The sequence below is a fragment of the Lederbergia ruris genome, from assembly GCF_018332955.1.
In the GTDB taxonomy this organism is placed as follows: Bacteria; Bacillota; Bacilli; order Bacillales; family Bacillaceae_C; genus Lederbergia; species Lederbergia ruris.
The window spans coordinates 1-18054 of the sequence record NZ_BORB01000056.1; the positions used below are offsets into that span (position 1 = coordinate 1).

The following is an 18054-nucleotide window of genomic DNA, read 5'->3' on the forward strand; positions in this document are numbered from 1 at the left end:
AGGAAAGTCGCATCTAGCAACAGCATTAGGTCGAAAAGCTTGTAGAAACGGATATGAGGTCCGTTTCTACAGAGTAGCTGATTTAATAGAGTTGTTGGAAAAGTCGTGGGTGGAAGGTCGATATCAAACTCTACGTAATCGATTTAATAAAGTTGATATGATCATTCTTGATGAAATGGGATATGTGCCATTTAGTAAGGATGGGGCTGAGTTACTATTTCAGTTGATTTCCGACTGGTATGAACAGAAAAGCCTTATTATTACGTCAAATCTAGAATTTAGTCAGTGGAATAAAATATTTGTAGACGCACGCCTAACCGCTGCCTTGGTGGATCGAGTCATACATCACGCTCATATTTTAAGTTTTACTGGTGACAGTTACCGTGTGAAACACGCTTTATCGAATAGCTAATTACTAAGAACATAAGGGCTGGCAAAGTTCTAAACTTCTCGCTGCATTCTTCTAAACTTTTTGCTTGCAAAATACAATGGATCCGCGATCTTAAGTTTTTTCTCTTCTATGCCTTTATTTGAAATAATTCTAATTGCAAATATCAATAATTGGGAAGATATAATTTTAGCCTCGTTAATTTTATATTTTTTTAATTCTATTATAAATTTGTTTAGAATTTCTTTAACCATGCCCTCATTACCAACTTTTAGTTCATTTAATAAAAACAGTTCCTTACCAATGGTTTTAATCATTGAATCTGAGCTGGGGTGAATCAATTGATAATAATGAATTGATTTTGGACCTACAATCGATTTATAATTAAGAGCAAAAATTGCCTCTTGGTAAGATTCATGAATTTCCTCTGGATTTTCTCGAATATTACTAACACCTATACTAATGGATAAACCTAAGAATTTAGCACACTTTTTTTGTACTTCTTCCGAAATATTTGCATACACATATATACTCCGTGGATCTGTTGCAGAATATTCGCAACTTACGATTAAGGTTAGCTTACCGGGATACTCCGATATAATAAGGCCATCCCCGAACAACTCTAGTATTTCTTGAACAATCTTACGATAAGCAAAGATATAAAGATTCCTATCTTTAATATTCCATTTCTCTAGTAAAAATTCAAATTCATCCATTTCAGCACATATCACTGTAAAGGATTTTCTCATTTGGAAATGGACATTTAGATCTAAAAGTTTTTCAATTGTTTCAGTATAACTTCTTTGTTGATATAAGAAGTCAATAAGAATTTTATTCGTTGTGATCTCAGAGTTTTCCTTAAGTTTTCCCTTTATATTTTTAATATATTCTTGAGTAGAGCGGATTTCTTTAATCTGATTTTTTGCCTTTTCTAAGGCATTATGCAAATCTTTAAGAACTACCGGTTTTAGTAAATAGTCTGTTGCTTTCAGCTCTATCGCTTTTTTTAATTTTGGAAAATCGTCATACCCAGTTAAAAATATGATCTGACTCCCCAAATTTTCATTACGTATGTGTTCAGCTATATCCAAACCATTCATCCCTGGCATATTTATGTCCAAAATCACAATTTCCGGCTGTAAATTTTTAATTTGGCTCCACGCTACATCTCCATTTTTCGCAGTACCAACTGAATATAATCCTAACTCAGTCCATGGAATACTCTTTTGAATTCCTTCCCGAATGTTAATCTCGTCGTCAGCTACTAAAACACTAATCATATGAAATTCCCCCTTCATTCGTTGTTAGCTTCGGAACCATAATGGTGACTGTTGTGTAGTGATTGTATTCGCTTTCAATACAAATACCAAATGGCTTACCGTATTTAAGTCTTAATCGGTCATGTACATTTTTCAATCCGTAAATTTGTAATCCCCCCTTTTTTTCCTTTTCTATAGATTGATTTAACATATCTAATTTAGCCTTTTTGATTCCTATACCATCATCAGTTACAAGAATGCGTATTCCATTTTGTATTTCTTCAGCAGTTATCATAATTGTGCCAACCCCATTTTTCTCTTTCATGCCATGATAAATAGCATTTTCAACAATTGGTTGCAAAGTCAATTTTGGAATGTAGAATTTCATAAGGATGTCCTCTTCTATTTCTACAATGACATCGAAAGAATCATTAAAACGAAATTTTTGTAGTTTGATATAAGCCATTATATGTTCCAACTCATTTTTCATTGAAATCGTATCTTTTCCCTTGCTAAGTGACAAACGGAAGAAGTTGCCAAGATGAGTAATCATTTCACCAATTTTATATTGTTTGTGAGAAACGGCAAGCCAGTTAATGGAGTCTAGGGTATTATAAAGAAAATGCGGATTAATTTGGGCCTGAAGAACCTGAATTTCCGCTTCTTTTCTTTTTATAACTGCTTCAATGATCTCATCATTCAATTTTTTATTTTGTCTGGACATCTTAATATACTGTACACCAATTTGACCAATTTCATCATTTGGATCAAAGTAATCTAATTCTATATTAGAAAATTTATTTTCCCTTATGACCGAGAAAAGCTGATTTAAAGGGGAGGTAACCGCTTTACTAAAAATATAGGCTAATACACTACCCAAGATAAAAGTCAAGATAAATACAAAAACGGTTACCCTTTGCATAAATGATGCATCTGAATAAAAGGTTGAGGACTTAGTCAAGTATATAAATTTCCAGGGTATGTTTGATATCGGTTGATACAAAACCATATACTGTTCTCCATTAAATGCTACATTGAAACTGGACGAGTCTTTTTCATCAATGTTTATCTTTGATAGATTAGATGGTTCATCTACAGTTACCCTATCGGGAATAGACTGATCATAAACTAGTTCCTGGTTATTATCCATTACAAAAAAGTGGGAATCTTTCGTATTTAAGAAATCTATTCCTTTAAAAAAAGAAGATTTCTCTATCTCTAATAAAAGAAAACCGCTCGGTTCATTGTTTTTTTTCATATTTCTTACTACTCTGCCAACAACGATTGAGTTAGAGTCCTGTCTAAAATCATTTAGATTTCGATTATTCCACCAGTATAATGTATCTTTTTCGATTAACTTATTATAAATCTCCTTTCCTCTATCTCTATTTATATATGTATTGTCCGTTTTAAAAAACTTTTTGTTCAATTCATGGTTAGAAGAATATAAAACAAATGAGGTTATGTAAGGTTTATTTTGAATAATTGAAGAGACTACTGAACGGGTGGAGTCTATAGAACTTATATAGGTGTAGTCATTGATGGAGGTCTGGTTGATGATTTTTTGTATTTCGGGATTTGCGATAATGACATTCAAAATATCTTTCGTGTCTACATATAAATTTTGAATGTACTGATTACCGATTTGAATAGTGGACGATGCCTGTTCTTCCGCCCTCTCTTCTAATTTGTAAACGGATACTTTATATACTATTGAACTGACTATAATCATTGGAATTAAGGTTAGTAATATGTTTAAGTTGAAGAATTTTCCATGTATGGTGCTTCTATTCCATAAATTGAATAGTTTCATATTATATTCGCCCCCAAAATCCTTTTATTAGAAATATTATATTATATCAGTAAATCACTATGTCAATAGGGTGGTATGGAGGACTTCAGACTTTTAAATCTTCTTAATAAATTAAAGTACATCGTAAAAAATTCTATTTTTCTTTTTTAAAATTGCAATAAAATAAGTTGTAAGAAAGGAGCTGATCTGGAAGGGGGAATGTAAGCGTTGTATTCAATATACTGAAAAGGAGGTCAAGAATGCAGGTAAATAGGTTAAAAAGCAAAAAATCCGGCATAGAGAAAATGGAACGAAATTGGGGAATTATACTTGCACTTCCAGCTATGTTAGGGTTTTTAATCTTCACACTGGGACCCATGATAGCTTCGCTTGGATTTAGTTTAACGGACTGGAATATTGGGGGTAAATTTTCATTTATTGGTATAGAAAATTACAAAACAATGTTTACCGAAGATAAACTATTTAGTAAATCCTTATTTGTTACCGTTTATTATACTTTTTGCAGTGTGCCCTTGGTTATGTGTGGAGCCTTCTTGGTAGCGATGTTGTTGAATCAGAAGGTCAAAGGTCTCTCAATCTTCCGAACAATCTTTTATTTACCTGTTTTAGTTCCGTCCGTTGCAAATACAATGCTTTGGCTTTGGATGTTTAATCCCGACTTTGGTTTGTTAAATTCTATTTTAGGGAGTTTCGGTGTCTCTGGACAGCAATGGATATATCATGAACAAACATCTATCCCATCCTTAGTATTAATGAGTACATGGGGACTTGGAAATGCTGCAGTTATATTTTTAGCTGGACTACAAGGAGTTCCTACCCACTTATATGAGGCTGTGGAAATGGATGGAGGAGGAGCATTAAGCAAACTTCGGCATGTTACGATTCCAATGATGACACCTACAATCTTCTTCAACCTTGTTATGGCCTTAATTAATACGTTTCAAATTTTCAACGAGGCCTATATTATGACGGAAGGTGGACCCAACAATTCAACCCTATTTTATGTTTATTATTTATACAGAACGGCATTTACGGATACCAAAATGGGATATGCAAGTGCGCTAGCCTGGGTTCTGTTTATCGTCATTTTATTTATCACCTCTATTTTGTTCCTGACATCAAAAAGATGGGTCTATTATGAAGGAGGAAAATGATGAACTCAAAAGCTACGACAATTATAGAATCTAACCCTTCATTAAAAAGGAAAAAAGGTAACTTTCAATTACTACGAATACTAATATATCTAATCTTGATAGTTGGCTCAGGTGTCATGATTTTCCCCTTTTTATGGTTAGTTCGTAGCTCGTTAATGGGGACGGAACAGATCTTTATGTTTCCTCCGGAATGGATCCCTCATCCAATCCGCTGGTCCAATTATCCTGAAGCCCTTACGACCGTACCTTTTGGAAGGTATTTCTTAAATACGATGTCAATAGAAGTATTTGTTTTAGCTGGGACTTTGTTTAGTAGCACATTGGCAGCTTACAGTTTTTCGAGGCTACGTTGGAAAGGTAGAGAACTCGCTTTTATGATGATATTAAGCACCATGATGCTACCTTACGCAGTCATGTTAATCCCAACATTTATGATGTGGAAAGGATTGGGAGCATTAGATTCCATTATCCCTTTAACAGTCCCTTCATGGTTCGGTACCGGAATTAATGGTGTATTTAATATTTTTCTATTACGCCAGTTTTTCATGTCCATACCACGAGAGTTAGATGAAGCTGCTTACATGGATGGTGCCAAACCTTTGACGGTCTTATTCCGTGTGATCATTCCATTATCCAAACCAGCGATTATTGTTGTTAGTATATTTACATTTATTGCCGTATGGAATGATTTTTTAGGACCATTAATCTATCTGAATAGTGATTTGAGATTTACTTTAGCCATTGGTTTAGCCACCTTTAAAGGATTATATAATGCACAATGGGGGTATTTAATGGCAGCTAGTGCGGCGATTGTATTTCCAATTATTGTATTATTCTTTTGCGCCCAACGTTATTTTATTGAAGGGATCGCTCTTACAGGAACCAAGGGGTAAACCCGATATTATGCGAAAAAAGAGAGGGGGACCACTTATGAAAATAAAATATTTAAAAATAGTTGGTTTAATTTTAACCGTAATGGTTTTGTTAATCGCTTGCAGTAGCCATTCCTCAGGAAAAGAAAATGGTGACAATAAATCTGTTGAATTAACCTTTATGTACTGGGGAAGTAATGATGAAAAACAAGCGGTTCAACAAATGCTTGATTCGTTTAATAAGTCCCATCCTGATATTAAAGTCGTTGGTCAGCATGTTACAGGAGATTATAATACTAAAATTAATACACTTATGGCTTCGAATGAACTGCCCGATGTTGCCTATTTAAGTGCATCCCTAGCAAGAAAGTGGGCAAAAGAAGGAAAAGTGATGGATTTAACAGAATATGAAACAGCCTATCCAGAATTAGCAAGTAGAGTCCCACAATCTTATCTATATTATGAACCTGGAAAACATATTGGGAATACCACGGCAGCGGAAATCATTATGATGTTCTATAATAAGGCTTTATTTGAAGAAGCTGCTGTTGAATTACCGCCTTCTGAAGCCGAAAAGGGATGGACCTGGGATGAATTTGTGGAAGTCGCTAAGAAGTTAACAAAAGATTCGAACGGGAAAAGTCCCGATCAACCTGGTTTTAATCCAAAAAATATCGTCCAGTATGGTGTAAGCATTCCAACTAATTTTAACGGTTGGCTCCCTATAGTACAAAGTAATGGTGGAGATTTAACGAACGAAGATGGTACGGAACTGACATTAAATACACCTGAGGCGAAAGAAGCTTTAGAAAAAATTCATGATTTAATTTATAAACACCATGTTGCCCCAACTCCAGTTCAAATGGAAAACATGCCGGCAACTAGTGTTAGTTTGCAAACGAAAAAAGTGGCCATGGCTATTGATGGACAATGGGCTTTACTGGACATCGCAGCATCGGGAATAGATTTAGGAACGGCTGTTTTGCCGTATTTTAAAGAACCTACAACTATATTTTTGGCGGGAGCGAGTGTCATATTTAGTAGTACAGAATATCCTGAGGAGGCACTTGAATTCTATTTGTATCATAACGATCCTGAGCAAGTAGATTTATTTGAAAAGGGATTATGGATGCCCATTCAGGAAGAATACTATACGGATGAGGAAAAAATAGCCAGTTGGACAGACAATGATGTTCATCCAGAAGATTATAAAGAAGCGGCTATTGATTACTTGGTCAATCATTCTGTTTCCGCTCCAGAACATACGATAGTGAACTGGGATGAGGTCAATACTGCTTTGGAACAGGCACTTGATCAATACTGGACCAACGCAAAATCTTTGGATGAGGTTTTATCCGAAGCTGAGGCGGCGGTTAACCCAGTATTAGATGGGAAATTCCCAACAGAATAGTTGCCACCCAGTTCACATCCAGAATATAACTGTGTCATGCTATTCATAATATTAAGATTGCAGCTGGGGAAGCAGAAGGCGAATATTAAGGAGGTGAAGCGATAGAAAAAATAGAGGGAGGTAGGCATATTTGAAAAAAGTAATGAATAGAAAAATAGGATGAAAAACTTGCAAAAAGAGGTGGGTTTTCTTTGTATACCATAGGTTACGATTTTAAGGATAGCTTAGTTACTCTAGACAGTTTAAGTTTTTCGCTTAGATTATTCACGGAGGTTAATGCTTATGCTCCAGATCCGGAAAAGGTAACAATCGAAAACATCGAGAATGGTGTCCGATTATTTGCCTCCGGACTAGCTTGGGCAGGTGGACAAAAAAAGTGTGATGGTGAGTTGGAAATGACCATCGCAAGAGGTGTTGATGGGCGTTATATTGTACATGGCAGCGGAAAACATCCCAAAGAAATTTGTAAGTCCATATTACTTCAGGTTTATGGCATCAACGTTATCTCGATTCAGTTCGATCAAAATACAACGAGTGCATTTGAATTTAATAGAGACATTCATGCTAGACAGTATCCAAAAGATATCAAAATGCCACTTGTGTTTGTAGAAGATACATTGGAACAACAATGGTATGCTCTATCAAAAGATAATAAGTTACGTGCTAAAGCATTTGCAAGTCATTATGATCCCTTTGCAGAAGCACAGACACTGGATATAGCACATGAAGAGGATAAACGATGGCGAAGCCATTCCATTGAAATGCCCGAGTGGCACATAGGTGTTTGTGATCAGAAGGAGTCAATTATCAAGGAACGTTGTCTTGACTTAGAAAAAAACTTTGATCTTGTTCCTTTTAAAGATAGAAAAGACACCCCTGAGTGGTTAAAAGATATTCGGCTAGTAACAATCCTTCATGGCGAACACTGGACAGGGCATGTATTTAATACTTTTGCGGATATGGAAAACATACTGGAATGGATATCTCAAAGAATTGATGGGCGCAATGTCCTTGCCTTTTTGCCTGGGTGGGATGGTAGATACTATTATAATTATCCAGAATATCAACCTAGTGAGGACATGGGAGGCGTAAAGGGCTTTCAGCGGTTGGTGAAAAAAGCGCATTCTTTAGGAATCAAGGTAGTTCCAATGCTTGGTGCTAATAACGCCAATATAGAAGTGATTAAACATTTGGGATTAGAGAATATAGCCATGAAGGATTCCTGGGGACATGAGGCACGTTGTAATTGGGTCGATTGGGACTATGATCTATTTATAGAAAATAACTGTATTTTAGCCAACATGGGTCACCCAGACTTCTTGAAGTATATGATCGATAAGTCTAGTCATTTAATACATTCCTATGGAGTCGATGGTATTTTTTTAGATATTAGTAGATGGTGGGAGAATGATCCTGATTATTCTCCATACGAAGGATTACTTAAATGGGCAAAGGAAATAAAGCGCATGCATCCGGAGACATTATTGTTTGGGGAGAATAGCTATGATGCTTTGTGGGGTATCTTCTCTTTGTTTCATGAAAGGAAACGTCCAGGAGGACATGGGGCTGCCTTATACAGATATGCATTGCAAACGCATTATTTGGCTTACCCTGCACCGGGCAAAGGGTCTGGAGGAATACATGAATATGCATGGAATGAAAATGGTCTCCCATGGGAAAGAGATTTTCCTGAATTAATCCCAACTTTATCAGTTGTGGAAGATACCATCAGCAACAATAAACAGGCGACAGAGCTATTAATTGAGAGGGCTAAAAGTTGGGTCCCGATACATCCGGGGATTTCTTAATTAATTATCGATAAAGATGTAAGTGCCTTCAGTATCTTTTGGCTTATATCTTGTTCTGTCACTTTGCCATTGTATGTCCTAACACTTTAATAAGAAGGGGAAGCAAATGGAAAATTTGAAATCGATCATTGGGATGTTACTCCTTGGAGCCGTAATTTGTTTTGTATCTGGCTGCTCAAACCAGGGGTCCACTGGAGGAATTTCAGATGGTAGTCAAGTGGTACTCGAAATGTGGACGAGGGAAGCTAGTGAGAATAATGTAAGGGCCGCGGCAGAAATATTTAATGAAGGGGATCATGGATTTCAGGTAGAAGTCACATCGTTTCCAAATCATAATCTTTCGGACCAATTTGCTAGTGCTTTAACAGCTGGAGAAGGTCCAGACATTATTTCGATTGATTTAATTCTATCGCCATATTTTTCATCCATTGGTGCTTTTCAAGACTTAACGGATTTTTATAGCTCTCTGGAATATAAAGATGAGTTTAACGAGGCGATGGTAAGACTTGGTCGTTATGAAGATAAACAATATGCTGTGCCATTTAGTGCCGATGTTTCTGCCTTATTTTATAACAAGGAACATTTCGAAGAAGTAGGTTTGGATCCCGAAAAGCCACCAGAAACCTGGCAGGAAATGCGGGAGTATGCAAAAAAGCTTACTACGGACGATCGATATGGGTATGTGTATAATGGCGGAGATTTAGGTTCTTATGCATTTACATTTCTTCCATTTATATGGGGGAATGGTGGCAATATCTTAAACGAAGATGGTACCGAATCATTGATTAGCTCCGATGAGGCAATCGAAGCATTAACATTTTACAGGGATCTTACACTGAAAGATAAGGTTACGCCAAAGGGGGTAATTAGTTATGCCGGCAGTGAATCGACAGATGCTTTTGGTAATGGTACAGCAAGCATGCTTTTAAATGGCAACTTTGGTTTAGGAGATATCATTAGAGATTATCCGGACCTTGATTTCGGTGTTGCTCTCATCCCGAAAAATGAAGGAAAGAAACACTCTTCCTTTTCTGGTGGAGAATTAATTGCAATCCCAACTGTCTCTAATTATATCGATGAAGCACAAGAATTTATTGAATTTGCTTTGTCTGAGGAGCTGCAAGTGCACCAGTTTGCCAAAACAGGAACGATCCCGATAAGAGAAGACTTCTTTGATAACCAATACTTTCGGGAGGAACCAAGATATCAAGTATTTACAGAGGCATTAAAGGTTGCCAATGCACCATATACAACCAAATATACACAAATTTTTAGTGAGCCTTTACTTAATGCGATGCAAAGAACCCTTAAAGGGGAGGTAGAACCAAGGGAGGCATTTGAGCAAGCGGATAAAGAAATTGAGCAAATTTTAAATCGTTAATGGAATATAGAAGGGATTTTCTCCTTCTATTCTCTCAGATAAGGGGGAACGACCTTTGAGCAGAGGAATCAATTATGTCCCAAGAAAACAATACCCATTTTTCACAAGAAGAACAAATAGGAAAAGAAGAAAATATAAATTAAGTCATATTGCATTTGTGATACCTGCTTTGCTGTTAAATTTTGTTTTCTTTATCTATCCATTTCTTCAGTCGGCCATCATGTCTTTTTTTGATTGGCCCATAATTGGAGAGAAGTTGTTTATCGGTTTTCGAAATTATGTTGAATTGTTTCAAGATGTCCAATATTGGAATGCGCTTTGGTTTACATTAAAATATACCATTTTAATTACTCCTGGATTATTTATTGTTGGTCTTGTTTTAGCTTTACTAATTAATAGTCGATTACGAATGGTCTCCCTATTTCGAGCGATTTATTTTATGCCAGTTGTTATTTCAATGGTTTCTGCAAGTTTAATGTGGTTATGGATTTATAATGACCTTTACGGATTGCTCAACTATTATTTACTCAGTCTTCACATTGTTCAGGAGCCGATTCATTGGATGGGAGATGCCAGTACGTCACTACCTGCAGTTTCTTTTATGATTGTGTGGAAAATGTCTGGTTTTACCATGGTTATTCTCTTATCTGGTTTACAGGGGATATCGGAGGACATTTATGAGTCTGCACAAATTGATGGAGCAAATAAGTGGAAACAATTTCTTTATATCACACTTCCGTTATTGCGACCATCGATCTTTTTATCATTAATTATTTCTGTTATCGGCTCGGTTTTGGCATTTGAACAATTTTTAATTATGACGAATGGCGGTCCATCTCATTCAACAACGACTGTTGTTCATGAAATATACAATACATCTTTTAAATATTTTGACTTTGGTTATGGCTCCGCAATGACGGTCATTCTACTAATTATTTTAGGGGCTATTAGTATATTTCAAATGAAAATGATGGCAAACCCTGGAGAAAGTTAGGAGGAAAGCATATGGGGAAAGTAGTAGCGAATCTAAAAGAGGAAAAAGTTAAATTTGTGCTAAACATCATGGCTGCGTCTTTTTTCTTGCTTCCGTTTTTTTGGATTGTGAGTACATCATTGAAAAAAGCAAGTGACATTACCAGTTATCCTCCTAAATGGATTCCTACAAAATTTACATTCGAGAATTACTCAAATATTTTCCAAATCGAAGGGGGAAAATTTTCTCTATTTATTACCAATAGTATAATCCTTACCATTTCTACAGTATTGGTAGTTATTTTGGTGGGGGCATTAGCTGGTTATGGTCTATCAAAATTAAATATACCATTAAAAAATGTCATTATGACACTTATTGTGATTACGCTAATGATTCCATTTCACGGGTTATTAATCCCTTTGTTTTCAATTATGAATGACCTGAATTTGATGAATACTCACATGGCGCTAGTTTTGGTATATGTTACTTTTCAGTTACCTTTCGCGGTCTTTATGTTGAAAAATTCATTTGACTCTATACCTTCAAGTTTAAGAGAAGCAGCAATGATTGATGGCTCTAGTGAATTTCAAAACTTTTTTAAAGTTTCACTTCCACTTGTGTGGCCGGGGCTTGCAACAGTTGCTATCTTTTCGGCTTATACGACTTGGAATGACTTTTTAATTGCATTAGTCTTCGCGAATTCTCAAAACATGAGAACATTAAATGTCGGACTGACAAATATGGCTATCGGCCAGTATGGAACCGATTGGGGTTTGTTATCAGCAGGTTCAATCATTAGTTTTATTCCGATCATACTTTTGTTTTTATTTTTACAGAAGTATTTCATTAGTGGGCTTACGAGCGGAGCTGTTAAGTAATTTATATATATAATATTAACAATCGAGGAGATAGGAAAATGAAACAAAAAGTTAAGAACAAGGCGTACAAGATGAATCTAGTTCAATTAAAGGATGTAAGGATAGTTTTATCTGAAGCTGAGGCGTCAGTTAATCCATTATTGGATGGAAAATTTCCAACAGAATAGCAATGAAAAATAAATTCGTGTGCAGAGGGTGCCTTTACTATCCCATTTACTGTCTAAAAGTTACGGGAATAGAGCTACTATAATTTCATAGATTACTATTAAATAGATTATAAGGAGTTGTGTTAAATGAAGGAAGCTGTAAAAAATAGGATCAATATAACCGATAAGTTTTGGGGGCGTTATTTAGATATCGTTAGCGAACAGGTTATTCCTTATCAATGGGATGCCTTAAATGACCGACTACCAAATACATCACCAAGTCATGCAATTGAAAACCTTAAGATTGCTGCTGGTGAAGCGGAGGGCGAATTCTATGGAATGGTATTCCAAGATAGTGATGTGGCCAAATGGTTGGAGGCGGTTGCGTATAGTTTAGAACATAAATCCGATCCCGAATTGGAGAAAAATGCAGATGAAGTTATTGATTTATTAGGAAGAGCCCAAGCTGAGGATGGTTATTTAAATACGTATTATCAAGTAAAAGAACCCGGAAAGCGATGGACGAATGTTCGAGATAATCACGAACTATATTGTGCGGGTCATTTAATAGAAGCTGCAGTAGCCTATTACCATTCTACCGGGAAAAGGAAATTCCTTGATATTATGATAAAGTATGCCGATCATATTAACGACGTTTTCGGTAACGGGGAAAATAAGATTCAAGGCTATCCGGGACACCAGGAAATCGAATTGGCGCTTATAAGGTTGTATGAAGTGACGGGGGATGAAAAATACCTTAATCTCAGTAAGTATTTTATTGATGAAAGAGGGAAGCAACCGCATTTTTTTGATACCGAGAAAAAGAAAAGAAATGATTCGGAACCATTTTGGTTTCATAACGACTATGCTTACCATCAAGCTCATAAACCAGTACGAGAGCAAGAAGAAGCGGTTGGTCATGCGGTAAGAGCCACTTATATGTATTCAGCAATGGCAGATCTAGCCGCAAGAACGGGTGATGAGAGCTTAGTCGAGGCCACTAAAAAGCTTTGGGAAAATGTTACACAGAAACAAATGTATATTACCGGTGGTATCGGTTCAATGGCATTTGGTGAGGCGTTTTCGTTTGACTATGATCTGCCGAATGATTTGTCTTATACTGAAACATGTGCAACCATTGCTTTGGCTTTTTGGGCAAAGCGAATGCTAAATCTCGAAATAAATAGTAACTATGCAGATATATTAGAAACTGCTTTATACAATGGTTCGATTAGTGGCATGAATTTAGATGGCAAAAAATTCTTTTATGTGAACCCTTTAGAAGTTTCACCACAGACTTGTGAAGTAAGAAAAGATCATGAACATGTAAAGCCTGTAAGGCAACCATGGTTTGGTTGTGCCTGTTGTCCTCCCAATATAGCGAGGTTAATCGCCTCTGTGGGGCATTATATCTATTCTCAAAAGGAGAAAAATTTGTTTGTTCATCTATATATAGGGAATGAAACAAGTTTTGATATTCAAGGAACACAAGTCCAAATTACACAAAAAACGAACTATCCTTGGGATGGGGATGTAGCGATCGAAGTTTCACCTGAGACAGAACACACATTTACTCTCGCCTTTCGTATACCTGGTTGGGCAAATAGAGCCATAGTAAAAGTGAATGGTGAAGCAATTGATCACCTTCCCCTAACGAAAAATGGATATGTATATTTGGACCGAACATGGGCCGCAAACGATGTAGTTGAATTATCTTTTCCAATGGAGGTTGAACGCATCCAGGCAAATCCGCAAGTTCGCAATAATGTTGGAAAAGTTGCATTACGTCGAGGACCAATCGTGTATTGTTTAGAAGAAGTGGATAATGGACCAAACTTACCGGGAATTATTTTACCAAGAAATGCAGAATTACATGCTAAGTATGAAAAGGATCTTTTAGGAGGCGTCGTTGTTGTTACAGGTGAAGCTCAGAGAATCGAAGAAGAAAATTGGGAAAATGCCCTTTACCGTCCTGTTGAAGATAAAACAAAGCCTATACAAATGACAGCGATCCCATATTATGCATGGTGCAATCGTAAACCTGGTGAAATGTTAGTATGGATGAATGAATCGTTGAACTAAATTTAAGAAACAAGCAAACTATTATACTGAAAGGGGTATCCATAATTCAACTGGATACCCCTTTTTATAGTATAGGTTGCTGAAAAAATAGTTAGCCATTGAATCGCCTACGATAAAAACTAGTAGGATCATCTTAATAAAGGGAATTCACCAATCCGTAATCTTGCACAACCATAAGGAACAAGTTCAATTGTTGCAATTGGTGCATTTGGATAAGGTTTAGGGTCTAAAGGTGGTTCAGATGCTGAATTTTTCTCCATTGCCCAGTTCGATAATAATCGTCCCTCAGTAACAAGCTTTATTGGTGCATACTCAGCTCTGAAAGGTTGATCTGTTATGTCCTGTTTTTTTACTTTAAAACCTCTATTATTGATTAAAGCATATCGCCAAGATGTTGTTGGGTAAACTTCCCAATCATGAAATCGCTCCCGATTTTGTACACATACCCAATTTTCACCTATTGGAAGAACATAAACTAAAGGGCCACGGTTTACACTCACAGAATGGTTATTACGTTCTTCGATTTGGACTTCCATTGGAAACATTAAATCAATCTGATCATTGGGATTCCACTCCCGTTCAAGGCGGACAAATCCGTTTTCGATTTTTGTGTTTTGGAGTTCGCCATTTACACTGATTTGGTGATTTTTACACCATCCCGGGACCCGTAGTAAAAGTGGGAATGTTGTTTTTTCAGTTAGATTTAGTTCAATGGACAATTGTTCGCGAAATGGATAGTTACTGTTGATTGTTAATTCAACTCCAACATTTCCTGCAACTGTCGTTTTTAATTGACAAGGGACATATGAAATGGCTGCCAATCCGCCATCATGCGTAGCCATTATTGAATTTGATGTAAACTTAGGCCAACCTTGATGCATATTCGAGGTGCAGCACCCAAAGTGAGGCTCCAAACCAAACATATTTGCATCCGGACCGTTTGACCATGGTCTCTCTGCCAAATTACAAATGACTTGGTTTACTTGTTGATCATATTGATGGGAGTCCCATTCAGGGGATATCGTAGCTGGTAGTGCGTTAAAAGCTACCTTTTCTAGAATATCACCAAACATCCCATCGCCAAGAATGCGAATCAAATTTTCCATACTAAACATATATTCAACAACGGCACATAATTCAACACCCTGACTTGGATGTGTCCCTGATAGCCATTCGTCACCAGAAAACATCCCGTGAGCCTGACCATGGTATGTCATTAAACTATCTATTCCTTTATAAACCGCTTCTTTCTCCCACTCCTCGTGTGTTTGTCGGTAAAACACTGCAGGGGCTTTGATCCCCATTGCTATGTTTACAACATGAATTCGATGATTCCATTGGGTTTGTTTGCGCCAATAAGGAAATTTCGCAAAAATTTTACTCCAATTAATGGTTTGCTCCCGCACGATTTCTGCAAGTTCAAGAAGTTCCGGATCTTTTGTTTTTTCGTAAAGCCAATGAATGGACAAAAGTAAATCTGCTCCACGGGCTTCATGCCATTCTTTTAAAGGTAAAGTTGGTAGTACTTGATTCAAATATTTCAAGTATTTATTCATGAACGGGATGACTCTTTGATCTCTAGTTGCTTCTTCATATTGAGTAAGAACCTTTAACATAATGAAATCCTGCCACCAATCCTGTTCACCTACTTCGGAGTTAACCGTATTCATATGAGTTGGACCAAACGAACCATTTTCTCGTTGACTGGAAAGTGTCCATTCAATCCACTTGTTTGCCTTTTTAATTAATCGCTCATCTTCAAGAAGATATGCAAGAGGAACTAGGCCGTCTAAATAATAAGGACCGCGTTCCCAACTTTCACCTGACCCTCCTAGCCATCCGCTATTGGGACCGACATCTTCCCAGTGTTCATCCAAATACCCGGTAAAACCGTTGGCTTGAATTTCCAGTTGTTGCCTAAGCCATCCCTTAGGCTTTATGCTTCCAAGCGGCAGGGACTTAAATGCTGTCTGTCTTAATGTCTGTTTCACTACTTCATCCAATTTTTAACACCCCTTCTAATTGCATTATATTCATATCTACCTATTTATTATATAATTATGATTATAGGTTTATAATGCAAAATGCCAACATAAATTTGCATAATCGAAACTTAAAGGAGGGGATGATTATTATTATGTTGCAATTAATAGCACCACCATTACCTGTCTTTTTAAATGGGGGAGAAGATACATATAAGATAGGGCAGACACATCCGAATCGGAATAAGATTGGGGTATTTGACCTACTTTTCGTTACCCGTGGATGTTTAATGATAGGAGAAGAAAAAGAACAGTATCAAGTGGAAGGAAAACACGCACTAATTCTTTATCCGGATCGACATCATTTTTCTGTCAAACCATGTGATAGTACAACTCATTTTTATTGGTTTCATTTTATTATAACGAAGGAATGGAAAGAAATAAGCGAAGCCACACCTAAACATAGGGAGAAATATGAAATGATGAGTAAAAGAAATCCATTCTCAGAATTTCCAGTTGATATTATACTTCCAAAACATTGTAAAGTAGGAAATTGGGATAAATTTGATTTTTTATGTAAACAAATTCTATCTTCCGAATTTGAACATTCTTCATCATTAGAATGGCAAAGGCAAATACTTTTTCAACAATTGCTGCAAGAGTTGGCAAACACTATAAAACAAGAAAAGTCGGCTCCAGCCCTGGAGGTAGCGGAACAAGCAGCGGCTTATTTGCGAAATAATTATACCCGCAAAATCAGCTACAAGGAACTTGGTGAACAACTTCGTTATCATCCAAATTATATTTCTAGATGTATGATCAATGCGCTTGGTTGTACTCCTATCGAATATGTGAATAGTGTGAGACTAGATCAGGCAAAACGGTTACTGGTTTCAACGAATATGACGATAGAAAAAATTGCTGAAAGTTGTGGCTTTTCACAAACAGCTTATTTTAGCAGGACATTCAAAAAAAATGAAGGCAGGTCTCCAAGTGAATTTAGGCAACAATATTTTGGTCATTAAAAATTTATTAAGGCCTTTGCATATGATAAAAATCCTCCTCTGCCTGACATAGGTTTACGAAACCTCCGTCATAACATTAGGGGAGGATTTTACATTAAAAAGTGAAACAAAATGATATTATCTCCAAAGAATTTTATCTGATGGAATTATTTGAAGGCTTAAATTTAACTATGATAATTTAGTGAATTTAGGATTGGTAGAATTGTAGGAATGGGAAATGCATATGGCTGACAGATCTGTTTTCATGCAGAAGGATACAAATCTATCTACTATTAAAGTTAACTTTCAATTGAAAAATGCAACAAGCTGGACCGTTGCCCTTCCTGCGATCTTTGAAAGAGATGGAAAATGAAAATACTTTTGATGTTTTGATCCCATTAAAAAGCAATTCTTTATTCTCGTTTCGAAAAATCATTATGTATTTGATTATTGACTGGGCCGCTTCTTACATGCGAATTTACCACTTTCATTCGATCCAGAAGGATTCTTTAGTTCAACAGTTTCTGGGCGGAAAATGTCTATATCATTCCTTACTAGGTAAGAATTCAATTTACAAATGCGTGGTCTAACTCCACCGACTTTTCTAGAGGAAACTCATTTCTCTGAAAAAATCCCCATTTTAGGAGTGGAAAACCTATTTCATATAGAAAGAAACCCATTTTCTAGATAAAGGTGCTAGATTTATGAACAATTCAGCGCTTTGTCAAGCCCCTGAACAAAGGAACGGGGTTTACCTTTGTCCCATGCATCTTTTATGTATTTGGCAAGTGTAAAATGCATGAAACGGCAGCCCTTTTTGTAAACCACTTGCCAACCTCTAATTTTTCATCATCATAGACTCCTTCATTCGTTTACTTTCACCCCCAAACAGAATGAGGTGGG

The 18054-nt window shown here is 36.5% G+C and carries 15 protein-coding genes; 12 read left to right on the forward strand and 3 right to left on the reverse strand.

The window, feature by feature from the left end; translation table 11 throughout:
- Nucleotides 1–412 (forward strand): ATP-binding protein (locus tag KI363_RS19995; RefSeq protein WP_212967417.1); only part of this gene is annotated, 412 nt, incomplete at its 5' end.
- A gap of 29 nt (nt 413–441) precedes the next feature.
- Here KI363_RS19995 and KI363_RS20000 read toward each other — a convergent pair.
- Nucleotides 442–1668, reverse strand: a complete 1227-nt coding sequence (locus KI363_RS20000; protein WP_212967418.1) for a response regulator — start codon at nt 1666–1668, stop codon at nt 442–444.
- A complete protein-coding gene (locus tag KI363_RS20005) occupies nt 1661–3460 on the reverse strand; it encodes a sensor histidine kinase (protein ID WP_212967419.1) in 1800 nt (599 codons plus the stop codon). Before KI363_RS20005 ends, KI363_RS20000 begins: the two co-directional genes overlap by 8 nt.
- Nucleotides 3461–3699: 239 nt before the next feature.
- Here KI363_RS20005 and KI363_RS20010 point away from each other — a divergent pair, with 239 nt between their 5' ends.
- The 9 genes from KI363_RS20010 (at nt 3700) to KI363_RS20045 (ending at nt 14165) form a co-directional block, all read left to right on the forward strand.
- A complete protein-coding gene (locus KI363_RS20010) occupies nt 3700–4614 on the forward strand; it encodes a carbohydrate ABC transporter permease (RefSeq protein ID WP_246516963.1) in 915 nt (304 codons plus the stop codon).
- Nucleotides 4614–5507 (forward strand): carbohydrate ABC transporter permease, encoded by an 894-nt coding sequence (locus tag KI363_RS20015; protein ID WP_246516964.1) that lies wholly within the window; start codon nt 4614–4616, stop codon nt 5505–5507. Before KI363_RS20010 ends, KI363_RS20015 begins: the two co-directional genes overlap by 1 nt.
- 37 nt (nt 5508–5544) lie before the next feature.
- Nucleotides 5545–6897: an ABC transporter substrate-binding protein gene (locus tag KI363_RS20020; RefSeq protein ID WP_212967421.1), complete on the forward strand. Its 1353-nt coding sequence runs from the start codon at nt 5545–5547 to the stop codon at nt 6895–6897.
- Nucleotides 6898–7088: 191 nt separating this feature from the next.
- Nucleotides 7089–8705: a DUF6259 domain-containing protein gene (locus tag KI363_RS20025; protein ID WP_212967422.1), complete on the forward strand. Its 1617-nt coding sequence runs from the start codon at nt 7089–7091 to the stop codon at nt 8703–8705.
- A gap of 106 nt (nt 8706–8811) precedes the next feature.
- On the forward strand, nt 8812–10086 hold the full coding sequence (locus tag KI363_RS20030; RefSeq protein WP_212967423.1) for an ABC transporter substrate-binding protein: 1275 nt from the start codon (nt 8812–8814) through the stop codon (nt 10084–10086).
- 55 nt (nt 10087–10141) lie between these two features.
- Nucleotides 10142–11080, forward strand: a complete 939-nt coding sequence (locus tag KI363_RS20035; protein WP_246516965.1) for a carbohydrate ABC transporter permease — start codon at nt 10142–10144, stop codon at nt 11078–11080.
- Nucleotides 11081–11091: 11 nt separating this feature from the next.
- The gene (locus tag KI363_RS20040; RefSeq protein ID WP_212967424.1) at nt 11092–11937 is read left to right on the forward strand and encodes a carbohydrate ABC transporter permease; all 846 of its coding nucleotides are present in this window, start codon (nt 11092–11094) and stop codon (nt 11935–11937) included.
- Nucleotides 11938–11975: 38 nt separating this feature from the next.
- A complete protein-coding gene (locus KI363_RS22300; protein ID WP_281414146.1) occupies nt 11976–12104 on the forward strand; it encodes a hypothetical protein in 129 nt (42 codons plus the stop codon).
- Nucleotides 12105–12230: 126 nt separating this feature from the next.
- Nucleotides 12231–14165: a glycoside hydrolase family 127 protein gene (locus KI363_RS20045; RefSeq protein WP_212967425.1), complete on the forward strand. Its 1935-nt coding sequence runs from the start codon at nt 12231–12233 to the stop codon at nt 14163–14165.
- A gap of 128 nt (nt 14166–14293) precedes the next feature.
- On the opposite strand, the gene KI363_RS20050 is transcribed toward KI363_RS20045, so the two are convergent.
- The gene (locus tag KI363_RS20050; protein WP_212967426.1) at nt 14294–16168 is read right to left on the reverse strand and encodes a beta-L-arabinofuranosidase domain-containing protein; all 1875 of its coding nucleotides are present in this window, start codon (nt 16166–16168) and stop codon (nt 14294–14296) included.
- 122 nt (nt 16169–16290) lie between these two features.
- Here KI363_RS20050 and KI363_RS20055 point away from each other — a divergent pair, with 122 nt between their 5' ends.
- On the forward strand, nt 16291–17172 hold the full coding sequence (locus KI363_RS20055) for a helix-turn-helix transcriptional regulator (RefSeq protein WP_212967427.1): 882 nt from the start codon (nt 16291–16293) through the stop codon (nt 17170–17172).
- A 223-nt stretch (nt 17173–17395) separates the two neighbouring features.
- Nucleotides 17396–17524, forward strand: coding sequence for a hypothetical protein (locus KI363_RS22305; RefSeq protein WP_281414147.1), 129 nt, complete (start codon nt 17396–17398; stop codon nt 17522–17524).
- The last annotated feature ends 530 nt before the right edge of the window (nt 17525–18054 follow it).

Bases quoted from the DNA above. Each gene is read 5' to 3' on its own strand.
- KI363_RS20015 (WP_246516964.1), top strand. From the start codon at position 4,614: ATGAACTCAAAAGCTACGACAATTATAGAATCTAACCCTTCATTAAAA.
- KI363_RS20045 (WP_212967425.1), top strand. From the start codon at position 12,231: ATGAAGGAAGCTGTAAAAAATAGGATCAATATAACCGATAAGTTTTGG.
- KI363_RS22305 (WP_281414147.1), top strand. From the start codon at position 17,396: ATGGCTGACAGATCTGTTTTCATGCAGAAGGATACAAATCTATCTACT.
- KI363_RS20000 (WP_212967418.1), bottom strand. From the start codon at position 1,668: ATGATTAGTGTTTTAGTAGCTGACGACGAGATTAACATTCGGGAAGGA.
- KI363_RS20055 (WP_212967427.1), top strand. From the start codon at position 16,291: ATGATTATTATTATGTTGCAATTAATAGCACCACCATTACCTGTCTTT.
- KI363_RS20030 (WP_212967423.1), top strand. From the start codon at position 8,812: ATGGAAAATTTGAAATCGATCATTGGGATGTTACTCCTTGGAGCCGTA.
- KI363_RS20010 (WP_246516963.1), top strand. From the start codon at position 3,700: ATGCAGGTAAATAGGTTAAAAAGCAAAAAATCCGGCATAGAGAAAATG.
- KI363_RS20040 (WP_212967424.1), top strand. From the start codon at position 11,092: ATGGGGAAAGTAGTAGCGAATCTAAAAGAGGAAAAAGTTAAATTTGTG.
- KI363_RS20020 (WP_212967421.1), top strand. From the start codon at position 5,545: ATGAAAATAAAATATTTAAAAATAGTTGGTTTAATTTTAACCGTAATG.
- KI363_RS22300 (WP_281414146.1), top strand. From the start codon at position 11,976: ATGAAACAAAAAGTTAAGAACAAGGCGTACAAGATGAATCTAGTTCAA.
- KI363_RS20005 (WP_212967419.1), bottom strand. From the start codon at position 3,460: ATGAAACTATTCAATTTATGGAATAGAAGCACCATACATGGAAAATTC.